Genomic DNA, 13,892 nt, shown 5'->3' on the forward strand with positions numbered 1-13,892 from the left:
CCTCGATCCAACTGTGGGAGCGAGCCTGCTCGCGATAGCGGTGTGTCAGTCAATATCAATGTTGGCTGGCAGGACCTCATCGCGAGCGAGCTCGCTCCCACAGGTTTTTCTAGTGCTCACACACTGATCGTTCCAGCCAGCACACCGCCCTGGTGGCTGTGATCAGTAATCGTCGCCGCGCTCGGTCACATCCTTCTCGACACTCGGCGCATTCGGGTCATAGCCCTGGGGAAACTTGCCCTTGAGGTTCCAGGCAAACGCGATGATCTCGGCAATCGTGCGGTACAGCTCTTCTGGAATGCTGTCCCCCAGTTCCATCCGCGCCAACAACTTCACCAACTCGGCGTTTTCATAGATCGGTACTTCGCTTTCGCGGGCGATGCGCAGGATTTCCTCGGCCAGGGCTTCGTCGCCCTTGGCGGTGAGGGTCGGGGCGTGATGGCCATCGTACTTGAGGGCGATGGCCTGGCGGGGTTCGGTGTGGGTTGTCATGCGGTTTCGTCCACCCAGCGTTGTTCCAGGCGAGTCTTGGGGCCTTGGGGCGGGGTGCCGAGGTGGCAGTCCAGTTCGCCGACGTTCAGGCCGCAGGTTACCAGGCGCTCGCGTAATGCGGTCAGGTTGCTTTCGATCAGGCTTGCGGTGTACGGCCGCTCTGCCCACAACTGGCTGGACAGGCTGCCGCTGAGCAACTGTGCCTGAACCTGCAACGGGCCGAGCGGTTCCATGTCGAACGCCAATTCCACCCGCCAGAGCTGCTGTTTCGGCTCGCGTTCTTCCCGGCGATCCTGTGGTTGCTCCCGGGGCGGGGTTTCCTCGCGCTGGAACTTGACCTGCAACGGCACGATGTCCTGCAGGTTGCGCATCGGGATTTCCAATTGCCAGGTGCTCATCAGCCGACCGTCGTCGGTCAGGCCGGTCTGTTCCAGGCTCGACAACTGATGGCTTTGCAGGCGTGACACAGCGGCTGCGGCCAGGCGTAGCAGGTGTTCCAGGTCGCCGCCTTCGTCCTGCTCTTTCAACAGGCGCGAGGGCAGTGGAAAGCTGGTGGGTTGCGGTTTGGCGCTGACCTGGCCGAGCATCCCCAGGGCGCTGCGCACGAAACTGGGCAGGACCTGGGCCAGCGTGTTGGCGGCAATGATGGCGCCGAGGTTGGTGGAGGCGGGCAGGGCCGGTGTCAGTTGGGCGATCAGTTTCAGCAGGTCGCCTTTCATGTCCGGCGCCAGGCTCGGTGGTTGCCCGGCGAGCAATTTGCTTTCCAGGAACACCCCGCTGGCGACCATGGCCTGGGCCAGGCCTTTGGGCGTGCTCAGTTGCTGGACATCCGGCAGGCCAGCCAGCAAACGAGTCACCGCGGCGCGCAGCTCGGTGCCGGTGTCGTCAGTGACCGGCAGGTTTTGCAGGGCGGTGATCAGGCTGTCCAGCGAACCCTGGCGGCTCACTTGGGTGACCAGTTGCTGGCTCACCGCCAATTGCTCGTGGCGGTTGCTCAGAGGAACGAATTTCAGCGTCTGGGCATCTTGCACCTGAGCGCTCAAGAGCGTGCCGATGCGCAGCGGTTGCGGGCTGTCGATGTCCAGGGTGCTGCCAGCCTGGGCGGTGTTGAGCAGGCTCACCAATGATCGATAGACCGCCGGCTGCCCGGGCAATGACGGCAGCGCCTGGCTGGTCAGTACCTTGCCTTGCAGCAACGTGCCGACCGGCATTTGCGCCGTGTCGATGCGGGTCAAGGTGGCGACGCTGGAGGCCACGGCCTGTTGCACGGCGATCGCCAGGTTGCTGGCGGACGGCTGGGTCACGGCCAGGCTGGTGCCCTGGGGCAGCGGCTGGCTGCTGGTGGCCTGCACGGTGGTCTGGCGGCCGCTCTCCAGGGTGACCTTGAGCAGCAACTGGAAAGTCTGGTCGGCCTGCTTGAGCGAGAGCACTTCGGCCTGGGCGGTCTGGCCCGAGCTGATCAGACCTTCGGTCGGCACCAGCAGTTTGAGCAGCTCGCCACTGACCACTGGCGTACGCGTCGTCGCGGTGGGCTGGGGCAGCGGCAGGATGTTCATGTCGCCTGTCATTTGCGGTCTTACCTGGGAAAATAAGCCCTCTTTAGAGTAGGGCATGACATGTATAATGCCGCCCGTCTTTCAGGGAGTGGCGAAAACCTTGCAATTGTTTGACGCAGCTCTGTGGAACAGGTCGTCAAAGCATCTATGCTGCACCTCTTTAACGGCCGCTGCACCGCCGACTTGAACCGTATAAGGCCCGCGATCCCTTGACCAGTCCTCTCCTGCAAACCGTTGGCCTCGCCTGTGAGCGAGACTTGCGACTGCTTTTCGAAAATCTCGAATTGAGACTCTCGCGTGGCGATATGGTGCAGATCAGTGGTCCCAACGGCAGCGGCAAGACCAGCCTGCTGCGCCTGCTGGCCGGCCTGATGCAGCCCACCGCAGGCCAGGTGTTGCTCAATGGCCAGCCCTTGCACAGCCAGCGCAGCGAACTGGCCCGTAATCTGCTCTGGATCGGCCATGCCGCCGGTATCAAGGACTTGCTGACCCCCGAAGAAAACCTCAGTTGGCTGTGCGCATTGCATACGCCGGTCGGGCGCGAGGCGATCTGGCAGGCGTTGGCGGCTGTAGGGCTGCGCGGTTTCGAAGACGTGCCGAGCCACACCTTGTCCGCCGGTCAGCAGCGCCGAGTGGCCCTGGCCCGGTTGTACCTGGACAGCCCGCCGTTGTGGATTCTCGACGAACCGTTCACCGCCCTGGACAAGCAGGGCGTCGCCCAGCTCGAGGAACACCTGGCCCGGCACTGTGAAAACGGCGGCATGGTGCTCTTGACCACGCACCACACGCTGGCGCGAATGCCAGCAGGTTATCGCAACATTGATCTGGGGAACTGGGCCGTATGAGTGTGTTTGGCCTGTTGCTTGCCCGCGAGGCGCGCCTGCTGTTCCGTCGTCCGGCCGAATTGGCCAATCCACTGGTGTTCTTCGCGATCGTCATCGCACTGTTCCCGTTGGCGGTCGGTCCAGAGACTCAATTGTTGCAAACCTTGTCTCCGGGACTGGTCTGGGTCGCCGCGCTTTTATCGGTCCTGCTCTCGCTGGACGGGCTTTTCCGCAGTGATTTCGAAGACGGTTCACTGGAACAGTGGGTCCTTTCGTCGCACCCCCTGGCCCTTCTGGTTTTGGCCAAGGTACTGGCACACTGGGTTTTTTCCGGACTGGCACTGGTGCTGCTCTCGCCGCTGCTGGCGATGATGCTGGGGCTGCCCGGCGCGTGCATGCCGGTGTTGCTGGTGTCGTTGCTGCTGGGCACTCCGGTGCTGAGCCTGCTTGGTGCGGTGGGCGCGGCGTTGACGGTGGGGTTGAAGCGCGGCGGCCTGTTGCTGGCGTTGCTGATCCTGCCGTTGTATATCCCGGTCCTGATCCTGGGCAGTGGTGCCTTGCAGGCGGCATTGCAAGGCATGCCCGCGATCGGTTATCTGCTGTGGCTTGGGAGCCTGACCGCCCTGGCGATAACCTTGACACCCTTTGCAATAGCCGCTGGCCTGAAGATCAGCGTCGGCGAATAATAACGAGGCCTGGTCAGAAACTGACCACTTCTTTGGAAGTAAAGGCCGCCCCGGCGGTTCGTGATGGCGAGCCGCAACCGTGATGGAAACAGTAATGAACTGGACCTGGTTTCATAAGCTCGGCTCACCCAAGTGGTTCTACGGCATCAGCGGCAAACTGCTCCCATGGTTGAGCATCGCGGCACTGTTGCTGATTGGTTCTGGCGTGGTCTGGGGCCTGGCCTTCGCACCGCCGGACTACCAGCAAGGCAACAGCTTCCGCATCATCTACATCCACGTGCCCACGGCGATGCTGGCCCAGTCCGTCTACGTGATGCTGGCGGTGTGCGGTGTGGTCGGGCTGGTGTGGAAGATGAAGCTGGCCGACGTGGCCTTGCAGTGCGCCGCGCCCATCGGTGCCTGGATGACCGCGGTGGCGCTGGTCACCGGTGCGATCTGGGGCAAGCCGACCTGGGGTTCGTGGTGGGTCTGGGATGCGCGACTGACGTCGATGCTGATCCTGCTGTTCCTGTACTTCGGTCTTATTGCGCTGGGCAACGCCATCAGCAATCGTGACAGTGCCGCCAAGGCCTGTGCGGTGCTGGCGATTGTCGGCGTGATCAACATCCCGATCATCAAGTACTCGGTGGAGTGGTGGAACACCCTGCACCAGGGCGCGACCTTCACCCTCACCGAAAAACCGGCGATGCCCGTCGAAATGTGGCTGCCGCTGTTGCTGACCGTGCTGGGTTTCTACTGTTTCTTCGGCGCGGTGCTGCTGCTGCGCATGCGCCTGGAAGTGCTCAAGCGTGAGTCCCGGACCAGTTGGGTGAAGGCCGAAGTACAGAACAGCCTGGAGGTCGCTCGATGAGTTTCGCTTCATTCGGCGATTTCCTCGCCATGGGCCATCATGGCCTGTATGTCTGGTCAGCCTATGGCATCTGCCTGGTGGTGCTGGGCCTCAACGTGGCGGTGCCGATCCTGGCCCGCAAGCGGTATCTGCAACAAGAGGCGCGTCGTCTGCGCCGGGAGAACGGTCAGTGAATCCGCTGCGCAAAAAACGTCTTGTCATCATTCTTGCGATCCTGGTGGGTGTCGGTGCCGCGGTCGCCCTGGCCCTGAGTGCCTTGCAGCAGAATATCAACCTGTTCTACACCCCGACCCAGATCGCCAACGGCGAAGCGCCCAAGGACACCCGCATCCGCGCCGGCGGCATGGTGGAAAAAGGCTCGCTGGTGCGCTCCGGGGATTCGCTGGACGTGAAATTCAATGTCACCGACTTCAACAAGACCGTGACCATCACCTATCGCGGCATCCTCCCGGACCTGTTCCGCGAAGGGCAGGGCATCGTCGCCCTGGGCAAGCTCAACGCCGACGGCGTGGTGGTGGCCGACGAAGTGCTGGCCAAGCACGACGAAAAATACATGCCGCCGGAAGTGACCAAGGCCTTGAAAGACAGCGGCCAGTCGGCGCCCGCTCCCGTGAAGGAGGGTTGATCGATGACTACCGGCATCTTTATTCCCGAGCTGGGCCACCTGGCGATGATCCTGGCCCTGTGCTTTGCCCTGGTGCAAGCCGTGGTGCCGTTGCTGGGGGCCTGGCGTGGTGACCGTTTGTGGATGAGCCTGGCCCAGCCGGCGGCGTGGGGCCAGTTCGTCTTTATGCTGTTCGCCTTCGGTTGCCTGACCTATGCGTTCATGGCCGACGACTTTTCCGTCGAGTACGTCGCCAGCAACTCCAACAGTGCTTTGCCCTGGTACTACAAGTTCAGTGCCGTGTGGGGCGCCCACGAAGGCTCGCTGTTGCTTTGGGCGTTGATCCTCGCTGGCTGGACCTTCGCCGTCTCGGTGTTCTCCCGGCAGTTGCCCCAGGTGATGCTGGCCCGGGTGCTGGCGGTGATGGGCATGATCAGCACCGGTTTCCTGCTATTCCTGATCGTCACGTCCAACCCGTTCAAGCGCATCCTGCCGCAGATGCCGATGGATGGTCGCGACCTCAACCCATTGCTGCAAGACATCGGCCTGATCGTTCACCCGCCGATGCTCTACATGGGCTACGTCGGTTTTTCCGTGGCCTTCGCCTTCGCCATCGCCGCATTGCTTGGCGGTCGCCTCGATGCCGCGTGGGCACGCTGGTCGCGTCCGTGGACCATCGTCGCCTGGGCTTTCCTCGGCATTGGCATCACCTTGGGATCGTGGTGGGCCTACTACGAACTCGGCTGGGGCGGCTGGTGGTTCTGGGACCCGGTGGAAAACGCCTCGTTCATGCCCTGGTTGGTGGGCACGGCACTGATCCACTCCCTGGCCGTCACGGAAAAACGCGGTGTGTTCAAGAGCTGGACCGTGCTGCTGGCCATCGCGGCGTTCTCGCTGAGCCTGCTGGGGACGTTCCTGGTGCGTTCCGGCGTGCTGACGTCGGTGCATGCCTTCGCCTCGGACCCTGAACGTGGCGTGTTCATCCTGATGTTCCTGTTGTTCGTGGTCGGCGGTTCCCTGACGTTGTTCGCCCTGCGTGCACCGGTGGTCAAGAGCCAGGTCGGCTTCAACCTCTGGTCCCGGGAAACCCTGCTGCTGGGCAACAACCTGGTGCTGGTGGTGGCCGCGTCGATGATTCTGCTGGGGACGTTGTACCCGCTGGTACTCGATGCGTTGTCCGGCGCCAAGCTGTCGGTCGGGCCGCCGTACTTCAATGCGCTGTTTATCCCGCTGATGGCAATCCTGATGGTGGTCATGGCTATCGGTGTGCTGGTGCGCTGGAAAGACACCCCGCTCAAGTGGCTGCTGGGCATGTTGACCCCGGTACTTCTGGGCACGGCCGCCCTGGCCGTGGTGGCCGGCGTGGCCTATGGCGACTTCAATTGGGCGGTGCTGGCGACATTCGTGCTGGCGGCCTGGGTGTTGCTGGCGGGCGTACGGGATATCTTCGACAAGACTCGTCACAAAGGCCTGATCAAGGGCCTGCCGACCCTGACCCGCAGTTACTGGGGCATGCAGGTCGCCCACCTGGGCATCGCCGTCTGCGCCCTGGGCGTGGTGCTGTCCAGCCAGAACAGCGCAGAGCGTGACCTGCGCCTGGCGCCGGGAGAGTCCATGGACCTGGCCGGCTATCAGTTCGTTTTCGAGGGCGCCAAACACTTCGAGGGGCCGAATTTCACGTCCGACAAAGGCACTGTGCGGGTTCTTCGCAACGGCGAGGAAATTACCGTGCTGCATCCGGAAAAGCGCCTCTACACCGTGCAGAACTCGGTCATGACCGAAGCCGGGATCGATGCCGGTTTCACCCGCGATCTCTACGTGGCGCTGGGCGAGTCCCTGGGCGACGGCGCGTGGGCGGTCCGAGTCCACGTCAAGCCGTTCGTGCGCTGGATCTGGTTCGGTGGCTTGCTCACCGGCCTGGGTGGGGTGCTGGCGGCGCTGGATCGTCGATATCGAGTCAAGGTGAAAACCCGGGTGCGTGAAGCCCTGGGCGTGACGGGAGCCACTGCATGAAACGTTGGTTGATGTTGGTGCCGCTGGCGCTGTTCCTGCTGATGGCGGTGTTCTTGTACCGGGGGCTGTACCTGAATCCGACCGAGTTGCCCTCGGCGATGATCGGCAAACCGTTCCCGGAGTTTTCCCTGCCATCGGTGCAAGGCGACAAGACCCTTACCCGCGCCGACCTGCTGGGCAAACCGGCGCTGGTCAACGTATGGGGCACCTGGTGCATTTCCTGCCGGGTCGAGCACCCGGTGTTGAACAAACTGGCCCAGAACGGCGTGGTGATCTACGGCGTCAATTACAAGGACGTCAATGCCGACGCCTTGAAGTGGCTGGCCGAGTTCCACAATCCGTATCAACTGGACATTCGTGACGAAGACGGCTCCCTGGGCCTGAACCTGGGGGTCTACGGCGCACCGGAAACTTTCCTCATCGATGCCAAGGGTGTCATCCGCGACAAGTTCGTCGGCGTGATCGACGAACAGGTCTGGCGCGAGAAACTGGCTGCCAAGTATCAAGCCCTGGTGGACGAGGCCAAGCCATGAAGCGCTGGTTAGCGGCTGCCGTCCTCGGCTTGAGCCTGGTCGGTGTGGCCCATGCCGCCATCGACACCTACGAATTCGCCAACGACGGCGAGCGCGAACGGTTTCGCGAACTGACCAAGGAACTGCGCTGCCCCAAGTGCCAGAACCAGGACATCGCCGACTCCAATGCACCGATTGCCGCCGACCTGCGCAAGGAAATCTTCCGCATGCTCGGCGAGGGCAAGGACAACCAGCAGATCATCGATTTCATGGTCGATCGCTACGGTGAGTTCGTGCGCTACAACCCCGCCCTGTCCTCCAGGACCGCGCTGCTCTGGTTCGGCCCCGCCGGGCTGCTGCTGGGTGGTTTCGTGGTCATCGCGGTGATCGTGCGTCGGCGCCGGGTCCAGCGCACGGCCGCCCCGGATACGCTTTCTGTCGAAGAGCGCCAGCGCCTCGACCAACTGTTGGATAAAACCAAGCATGATTGATTTCTGGCTCGCCGCAGGTCTGCTTCTTCTGGTTGCCCTGAGTTTTCTGTTGATCCCTGTGCTGCGTGGTCGTCGCGCTCAACGAGAGGAGGACCGTACCGCGCTCAACGTGGCGCTGTACCAGGAACGCATCGCCGAGTTGCAGGCCGAGCAAGAGGAGGGCGTGCTCAACGCCGCGCAACTGGACACTGGTCGCGCCGAAGCCGCCCGCGAGCTGCTCGCCGACACCGAGGGCGCCGATGCGCCACGGGAGTCCCGATTGGGCAAGCCATTGCCGTTGCTCGCCGCCGTGCTGGTGCCGGTGTTGGGCCTGGCGCTGTACCTGCACTTCGGTGCCAGCGACAAGGTCGAGCTGACCCGTGAATTCGCCCAGGCGCCGCAGTCGATGGAGGAAATGACCCAGCGCCTGGAACGGGCGGTGGCGGCGCAGCCGGACTCCGCTGAAGGCCTTTACTTCCTCGGGCGTACCTACATGGCACAGGATCGACCCGCAGACGCGGCGAAGATCTTCGAGCGCACCGTGGCGGTGGCCGGCCGCCAGCCCGAGCTGCTCGGGCAGTGGGCCCAGGCGCAGTATTTCGCCGATGGCAAGAAATGGTCGGACAAGGTCCAGACCCTGACCGATGAAGCGCTGAAACTCGATCCCAAGGAGGTCACCAGTCTTGGCCTGCTGGGCATCGCCGCGTTCGAAGGCGAGCGCTATCAGGACGCGATCGATTACTGGGGGCGCCTGCTGGTGGAACTGCCGGAGGGTGACAAGTCCCGTGAGGCGCTGCAGGGCGGTATTACCCGGGCCACCGAGAAGCTGCAAGCCAGCGGCGGCAAGGTCGTCCAGGCTCCTGTGACCAAGGCTGCGGCACTGCTCAAGGTGCGTGTCGACCTGGCGCCGGCACTCAAGGCCAAGGTGCAGCCGGGCGACAGCGTGTTCATCTTCGCCCGCGCCGTCAGCGGCCCGCCGGCGCCGCTGGCCGCCAAGCGCATGACCGTCGCCGATCTGCCGATCACGGTGGAGCTGGGTGACGCGGACGCAATGATGCCGCAGTTGAAACTGTCGAACTTCCCCGAAGTCCAACTGGTGGCGCGCATCTCCCGGGCCGGCCAGCCGACCGCCGGTGAGTGGATCGGCCGCAGCCAGCCCCTGGCGAGCAGCACCACGGCGCAGCAACAACTGACCATCGACAGCCCGGACAAATAACAGGAATTCGCACCATGACCGCCATCGCTCGTATCACCCTGCTCACGCTCGTCATGGGCCTGAGCGCTTGTGCGGTCCAGCGTCCGTCGGAGCCCTCGGCACCGCTGCCACCGATCCCTCCGTCGACCCCGACCACCAAGCCGGTCCCGTCCACACCGCCGGGCAAGCCTGTCATCCCGAACAAACCGGCCAAGCCGGTGCCACGTACCTCCGCCAGTTTCGCCCCGCCGCCGGGTGGTAACAGCCACTGGGACGCCAAGCTTGGGGTCTATGTGCTGGACAACCAGACGAACACGTTCTATCGCCAGCGTACCTATTACCGCTGGAACAACGGTTGGAGCCGTTCAGTCAGCCCCAATGGCCCATGGGAAGACACCACCATCGAAGGTGTGCCGGCGGGCTTGGGGCGGCAATTCCACTAAGCACGGGCCCCTGGAGCCAGAGGGCATCTGTGGGAGCAAAGCTTGCTCGCGATAAAGGCAATGCGGTCTTTCAGAAATCGAGGCGCCTGTTTCGCGAGCAAGCTTTGCTCCCACAGATAAATCCTTTTGCCACAATAGCGTTCGGCTCAACTTCATCAATCGGCCGGGCTTTTTTGTGTTTCCGGATATTCTTTGAACGAAATTTTCACAAAATCTTGCGGACAATCCCCCGCGCTTATAACGCCGCCGGTTATTTAATGGCAATGCCATTGCCGTTCGTGCAACATTTGCGCTCTCGCGCAAGCCCCGAGGCCAGGCTTTGGTCAACAGAGGGCGCGCCGTTGTTTCTTTTGTCACTCCAACTCCAATAGGGTCCTTAAACGACATGGCAATCCCGGACGCCCTGAGTCAGCAGCGCAATACGCATCGCCTGCTGCAACCGACCGTCAAATCGCACCTGGCCTATACGTTGCTTTGCGCCCTGGTGATGATGGTCATGTTCAGCCTGCTGCGCGTGGCGCTGCTGGTCTATAACCGCGAGATGATCCTCGACACCCCGGCCTCGACCTTCGTTGAAGCGTTCGTCAACGGCCTGCGTTTCGACCTGCGCCTGGTGGTCTACCTCTGCATCCCGTTGCTGCTGGCATTGTTCAGCGCCAGGGCCATGGCGGCCCGTGGGTTCTTTCGTTTCTGGCTGACCGTCACCTCCAGCATCGCGCTGTTCCTGGGCTTGATGGAGATGGATTTCTACCGTGAATTCCACCAGCGCCTCAACGGCCTGGTCTTCCAGTATGTAAAGGAAGACCCGAAAACCGTGATGAGCATGCTCTGGTACGGTTTCCCGGTGGTGCGCTACCTGCTGGCCTGGGTCGGCGGCACCCTCATCCTGAGCCTTGCTTTCAAGGGCGCTGACCGCGCCACTCGGCCCCGTGGGCCGTTCAGTGGCGGCACCATCGGTACCCGGCAGATCGCTCCGTGGTATGGGCGTGTCGCGGTGTTCATGGTTTGCCTGCTGGTGGCCGTGGCCGCCGCTCGCGGCACCTTGCGCCAAGGCCCGCCGCTGCGTTGGGGTGACGTCTACACCACCGATTCGAACTTCGCCAACCAGTTGGGCCTCAACGGTACGTTGTCGCTGGTGGCGGCGGCCAAGAGCCGGATGTCCGAAGACCGCGACAACATCTGGAAAGCCACCCTTGAACAACCGCTGGCACAGCAGACCGTGCGGGACATGCTGGTGATGCCTGACGATAAACTCGTGGACACCGAGACCGCCGCCGTGCGCCGCGACTACACGCCGCCAGCGGACAAGACCCTGCCGATCAAGAACGTGGTTGTGATCCTCATGGAAAGCATGGCCGGTCACTCGGTGGGCGCCCTGGGCGCGCCGGGCAACATCACGCCTTACCTGGACAAGCTGTCCAAGGAAGGCCTGTTGTTCGACCGTTTCTTCTCCAACGGCACCCACACCCACCAAGGCATGTTCGCCACCATGGCGTGCTTCCCGAACCTGCCGGGTTTCGAATACCTGATGCAGACGCCGGAGGGCAGCCACAAGCTGTCGGGCCTGCCGCAACTGCTCAGCGCCCGTGACTACGACGACGTGTATGTCTACAACGGCGATTTCGCCTGGGACAACCAGTCGGGGTTCTTCAGCAGCCAGGGCATGACCAACTTCATCGGGCGTAACGACTTCGTGAACCCGGTGTTCTCCGATCCGACCTGGGGCGTGTCCGACCAGGACATGTTCGACCGTGGCCTGATCGAGCTCAAGGCGCGGGAAAATGGCAAGCCGTTCTATGCCTTGCTGCAAACCCTGTCCAACCACACGCCGTATGCTCTGCCGACACCGTTGCCCGTGGAGCGGGTCACCGACCGCGGCAGCCTGAACGAACACCTGACCGCCATGCGCTACGCCGACTGGGCACTGGGCCAGTTCTTCGAGAAGGCCCGCAAGGAGCCGTACTTCAAGGAAACCCTGTTCGTGGTGGTCGGCGATCATGGTTTTGGCAACGAACGCCAGATCACCGAAATGGACCTGGGCCGTTTCAACGTGCCGATGCTGCTGATCGGCCCGGGCATCCAGGAAAAATTCGGCCAGCGTAACCATACCGTGGGCACTCAAGTCGACATTGTGCCGACCATCATGGGCCGCATCGGCGGGCAAGTGCGCAACCAGTGCTGGGGCCGCGACCTGCTGAACCTGCCGCAAGGCGACCCTGGTTTTGGTGTGATCAAGCCGTCGGGCAGCGAACAGACCACGGCGATCATCCGCGATGACCAGATCCTGGTACTGCCGAAGGAGAAGGAAATGGCGCCGAAGATGTATCGCTATGAGCTGGGCGCCAACCCGCATGCGGAAATCATCCCGGATGCAGCGGATACCGCGCAGATGAAACTCAAGCTCGAATCGTTCCTGCAAACGGCGACCAAAAGCCTGTTGGATAACACCGCTGGCGTCGTTGACGGCAAGCCGGATTGATAAAACAGCGAGCATAAAAAGAGGCCTCTAGAGGCCTCTTTTTTTTGCACTTACTTGGTGGTTTATATCTTGCCCAGTAATAGCAGGACCAACAGCACCACCAACACTACACCAATGATACCGGACGGACCGTAACCCCAACTTCTGGAGTGCGGGAAGACCGGAAGACCACCGATCAGCAGGAGGATCAGGATGATGATAAGAATTGTGCCCATTGTAGATTTCCTTATTGGTCAGTTCTGGGGTGATACAACTTTCAACTGCCAGCGCGCATGCGTTAAATCCGGGCGGCTTAATAAGTCCGACCGTAACGTCCTGTAAAAAATTCAAAGTTTTTTGTGGTCGTATGAAAGTGCAATTGTGCAGCCCAATACCCACAAAGGGCGCTCCTCGATCAAAACCCATTACGGTTTGCCCTCGCCATTCAGCAATCTGATGGAGCGTGGGTCCGCAGAACTCCTTCGCTACACTCGGCCTATCTCTCCCGGAACAAGGCTGTTTGCTATGCAAAATCGCATGATGATCACTGGTGCCGGCTCCGGCCTGGGTCGCGAAATCGCGCTGCGCTGGGCCCGCGAAGGCTGGCGTCTGGCCTTATCGGATGTCAGCGAGCCAGGCCTTGTGGAAACCCTCAAGCTGGTGCGCGCCGCCGGTGGCGACGGCTTCACCCAGCGTTGCGATGTGCGCGACTACAGCCAATTGACTGCGTTCGCCCAGGCTTGCGAAGAGAAGCTCGGTGGCATCGATATCATCGTCAACAATGCCGGCGTTGCCTCGGGCGGGTTCTTCAGTGAACTTTCCCTGGAGGATTGGGACTGGCAGATCGCAATCAACCTGATGGGCGTGGTCAAGGGCTGCAAGGCGTTCTTGCCGCTGCTGGAGAAAAGCCGCGGCAAGATCATCAACATCGCCTCCATGGCGGCCCTGATGCAGGGGCCTGCCATGAGCAACTACAACGTGGCCAAGGCTGGAGTAGTGGCATTGTCGGAAAGCCTGTTGGTGGAACTGGCGCAGCAGGAAATTGGCGTACACGTGGTGTGCCCGTCGTTCTTCCAGACCAATCTGCTGGACTCCTTCCGCGGCCCGACCCCGGCCATGAAGGCCCAGGTTGGCAAGTTGCTGGAAAGCTCACCGATCAGCGCCGCGGATATTGCCGACTACATCTACCAGCAAGTCGCCCAGGGCCAGTTCATGATCCTGCCTCATGAACAGGGGCGCATGGCGTGGGCCCTCAAGCAGAAGAACCCACAATTGCTGTACGACGAAATGACCGTCATGGCCGACAAGATGCGCGCCAAGGCCCGGCAAAACCTGAATTGACCTGGCTGCCCGATGTCCTCAGGATGGCGCCATTCGGCCTTCCTGATGGACATCTGCATGCTCAATTACCTGTGGTTTTTTCTCGCCGCGCTGTTTGAGATCGCGGGCTGCTACGCCTTCTGGTTGTGGCTGCGCCAGGGCAAGAGCGCCTGGTGGATCGTCCCGGCATTGCTCAGCCTCACGTTGTTCGCCCTGTTACTGACCCGCATCGAAGCGACGTACGCCGGGCGCGCCTACGCCGCCTATGGCGGTATCTATATCATTGCCTCGATCGGCTGGCTGGCCATGGTGGAGCGGGTGCGGCCATTGGGTTCCGACTGGATTGGCGTGGCGCTCTGCGTGTTGGGGGCGAGTGTGATTCTATTCGGCCCACGACTCTCGGCGCCCTGAAACCACCTGCGATCCGACAGGGTTTTGCAGGAAGTTTCCGTCAGTCACAGGAGCTTTG

At 62.0% G+C, this 13,892-nt stretch carries 16 protein-coding genes; 13 read left to right on the forward strand and 3 right to left on the reverse strand.

Going from position 1 to position 13,892, the window contains the following annotated elements:
* Window positions 1-162: 162 nt before the first annotated feature.
* Complete coding sequence (locus tag DTP52_RS00405; protein WP_109751363.1) at window positions 163-492, reverse strand: EscU/YscU/HrcU family type III secretion system export apparatus switch protein; 330 nt, start codon at window positions 490-492, stop codon at window positions 163-165.
* Window positions 489-2,060, reverse strand: a complete 1,572-nt coding sequence (locus tag DTP52_RS00410) for a flagellar hook-length control protein FliK (protein ID WP_109751364.1) — start codon at window positions 2,058-2,060, stop codon at window positions 489-491. Before DTP52_RS00410 ends, DTP52_RS00405 begins: the two co-directional genes overlap by 4 nt.
* A gap of 197 nt (window positions 2,061-2,257) precedes the next feature.
* Between DTP52_RS00410 and ccmA the strand changes: the two genes are divergently transcribed.
* The 11 genes from ccmA (at window position 2,258) to DTP52_RS00470 (ending at window position 12,124) form a co-directional block, all read left to right on the forward strand.
* A complete protein-coding gene (ccmA, locus tag DTP52_RS00415) occupies window positions 2,258-2,893 on the forward strand; it encodes a cytochrome c biogenesis heme-transporting ATPase CcmA (RefSeq protein ID WP_109751365.1) in 636 nt (211 codons plus the stop codon).
* On the forward strand, window positions 2,890-3,558 hold the full coding sequence (ccmB, locus tag DTP52_RS00420; RefSeq protein WP_109751366.1) for a heme exporter protein CcmB: 669 nt from the start codon (window positions 2,890-2,892) through the stop codon (window positions 3,556-3,558). Before ccmA ends, ccmB begins: the two co-directional genes overlap by 4 nt.
* A gap of 94 nt (window positions 3,559-3,652) precedes the next feature.
* Entirely contained in the window at window positions 3,653-4,408 is a 756-nt protein-coding gene (locus tag DTP52_RS00425; RefSeq protein ID WP_109751367.1) for a heme ABC transporter permease, read from the forward strand.
* A complete protein-coding gene (ccmD, locus tag DTP52_RS00430) occupies window positions 4,405-4,581 on the forward strand; it encodes a heme exporter protein CcmD (protein WP_109751368.1) in 177 nt (58 codons plus the stop codon). The genes DTP52_RS00425 and ccmD overlap by 4 nt, the downstream gene beginning before the upstream one ends.
* On the forward strand, window positions 4,578-5,033 hold the full coding sequence (ccmE, locus tag DTP52_RS00435) for a cytochrome c maturation protein CcmE (protein ID WP_109751369.1): 456 nt from the start codon (window positions 4,578-4,580) through the stop codon (window positions 5,031-5,033). Before ccmD ends, ccmE begins: the two co-directional genes overlap by 4 nt.
* 3 nt (window positions 5,034-5,036) lie before the next feature.
* Window positions 5,037-7,025 (forward strand): heme lyase CcmF/NrfE family subunit, encoded by a 1,989-nt coding sequence (locus DTP52_RS00440; protein WP_109751370.1) that lies wholly within the window; start codon window positions 5,037-5,039, stop codon window positions 7,023-7,025.
* Window positions 7,022-7,558: a DsbE family thiol:disulfide interchange protein gene (locus DTP52_RS00445; RefSeq protein ID WP_109751371.1), complete on the forward strand. Its 537-nt coding sequence runs from the start codon at window positions 7,022-7,024 to the stop codon at window positions 7,556-7,558. The genes DTP52_RS00440 and DTP52_RS00445 overlap by 4 nt, the downstream gene beginning before the upstream one ends.
* On the forward strand, window positions 7,555-8,028 hold the full coding sequence (locus DTP52_RS00450; protein WP_109751372.1) for a cytochrome c-type biogenesis protein: 474 nt from the start codon (window positions 7,555-7,557) through the stop codon (window positions 8,026-8,028). The genes DTP52_RS00445 and DTP52_RS00450 overlap by 4 nt, the downstream gene beginning before the upstream one ends.
* Window positions 8,021-9,223, forward strand: coding sequence for a c-type cytochrome biogenesis protein CcmI (gene ccmI / locus DTP52_RS00455; RefSeq protein WP_109751373.1), 1,203 nt, complete (start codon window positions 8,021-8,023; stop codon window positions 9,221-9,223). Before DTP52_RS00450 ends, ccmI begins: the two co-directional genes overlap by 8 nt.
* Window positions 9,224-9,237: 14 nt before the next feature.
* A complete protein-coding gene (locus DTP52_RS00460; protein WP_109751374.1) occupies window positions 9,238-9,645 on the forward strand; it encodes a hypothetical protein in 408 nt (135 codons plus the stop codon).
* Between the two features lie 385 nt (window positions 9,646-10,030).
* Window positions 10,031-12,124 carry an LTA synthase family protein gene (locus DTP52_RS00470; protein ID WP_109751375.1) on the forward strand — a complete coding sequence of 698 codons (2,094 nt, stop codon included), beginning with the start codon at window positions 10,031-10,033 and terminating at the stop codon, window positions 12,122-12,124.
* A 62-nt stretch (window positions 12,125-12,186) separates the two neighbouring features.
* Here the strand turns inward: DTP52_RS00470 and DTP52_RS00475 are convergent, their stop codons facing one another.
* The gene (locus DTP52_RS00475; protein ID WP_003183939.1) at window positions 12,187-12,339 is read right to left on the reverse strand and encodes a DUF3309 family protein; all 153 of its coding nucleotides are present in this window, start codon (window positions 12,337-12,339) and stop codon (window positions 12,187-12,189) included.
* Between the two features lie 289 nt (window positions 12,340-12,628).
* Here DTP52_RS00475 and DTP52_RS00480 point away from each other — a divergent pair, with 289 nt between their 5' ends.
* Both DTP52_RS00480 and DTP52_RS00485 read left to right on the forward strand, forming a co-directional pair.
* Entirely contained in the window at window positions 12,629-13,444 is an 816-nt protein-coding gene (locus DTP52_RS00480; RefSeq protein WP_109751376.1) for an SDR family oxidoreductase, read from the forward strand.
* Window positions 13,445-13,501: 57 nt separating this feature from the next.
* Entirely contained in the window at window positions 13,502-13,834 is a 333-nt protein-coding gene (locus tag DTP52_RS00485) for a YnfA family protein (protein WP_109751831.1), read from the forward strand.
* Window positions 13,835-13,892 lie beyond the last annotated feature (58 nt).

The sequence above is a fragment of the Pseudomonas sp. 43mfcvi1.1 genome, from assembly GCF_900115935.1.
Lineage (GTDB): Bacteria > Pseudomonadota > Gammaproteobacteria > Pseudomonadales > Pseudomonadaceae > Aquipseudomonas > Aquipseudomonas bijieensis.

What these genes read in the sequence shown, in the direction of transcription:
- DTP52_RS00440 (WP_109751370.1), top strand. Translation starts at nt 5,037, where the DNA reads ATGACTACCGGCATCTTTATTCCCGAGCTGGGCCACCTGGCGATGATC.
- DTP52_RS00405 (WP_109751363.1), bottom strand. Translation starts at nt 492, where the DNA reads ATGACAACCCACACCGAACCCCGCCAGGCCATCGCCCTCAAGTACGAT.
- DTP52_RS00470 (WP_109751375.1), top strand. Translation starts at nt 10,031, where the DNA reads ATGGCAATCCCGGACGCCCTGAGTCAGCAGCGCAATACGCATCGCCTG.
- ccmD (WP_109751368.1), top strand. Translation starts at nt 4,405, where the DNA reads ATGAGTTTCGCTTCATTCGGCGATTTCCTCGCCATGGGCCATCATGGC.
- DTP52_RS00410 (WP_109751364.1), bottom strand. Translation starts at nt 2,060, where the DNA reads ATGACAGGCGACATGAACATCCTGCCGCTGCCCCAGCCCACCGCGACG.
- DTP52_RS00480 (WP_109751376.1), top strand. Translation starts at nt 12,629, where the DNA reads ATGCAAAATCGCATGATGATCACTGGTGCCGGCTCCGGCCTGGGTCGC.
- DTP52_RS00425 (WP_109751367.1), top strand. Translation starts at nt 3,653, where the DNA reads ATGAACTGGACCTGGTTTCATAAGCTCGGCTCACCCAAGTGGTTCTAC.
- DTP52_RS00445 (WP_109751371.1), top strand. Translation starts at nt 7,022, where the DNA reads ATGAAACGTTGGTTGATGTTGGTGCCGCTGGCGCTGTTCCTGCTGATG.
- DTP52_RS00475 (WP_003183939.1), bottom strand. Translation starts at nt 12,339, where the DNA reads ATGGGCACAATTCTTATCATCATCCTGATCCTCCTGCTGATCGGTGGT.
- DTP52_RS00450 (WP_109751372.1), top strand. Translation starts at nt 7,555, where the DNA reads ATGAAGCGCTGGTTAGCGGCTGCCGTCCTCGGCTTGAGCCTGGTCGGT.
- DTP52_RS00485 (WP_109751831.1), top strand. Translation starts at nt 13,502, where the DNA reads ATGCTCAATTACCTGTGGTTTTTTCTCGCCGCGCTGTTTGAGATCGCG.
- DTP52_RS00460 (WP_109751374.1), top strand. Translation starts at nt 9,238, where the DNA reads ATGACCGCCATCGCTCGTATCACCCTGCTCACGCTCGTCATGGGCCTG.
- ccmI (WP_109751373.1), top strand. Translation starts at nt 8,021, where the DNA reads ATGATTGATTTCTGGCTCGCCGCAGGTCTGCTTCTTCTGGTTGCCCTG.
- ccmB (WP_109751366.1), top strand. Translation starts at nt 2,890, where the DNA reads ATGAGTGTGTTTGGCCTGTTGCTTGCCCGCGAGGCGCGCCTGCTGTTC.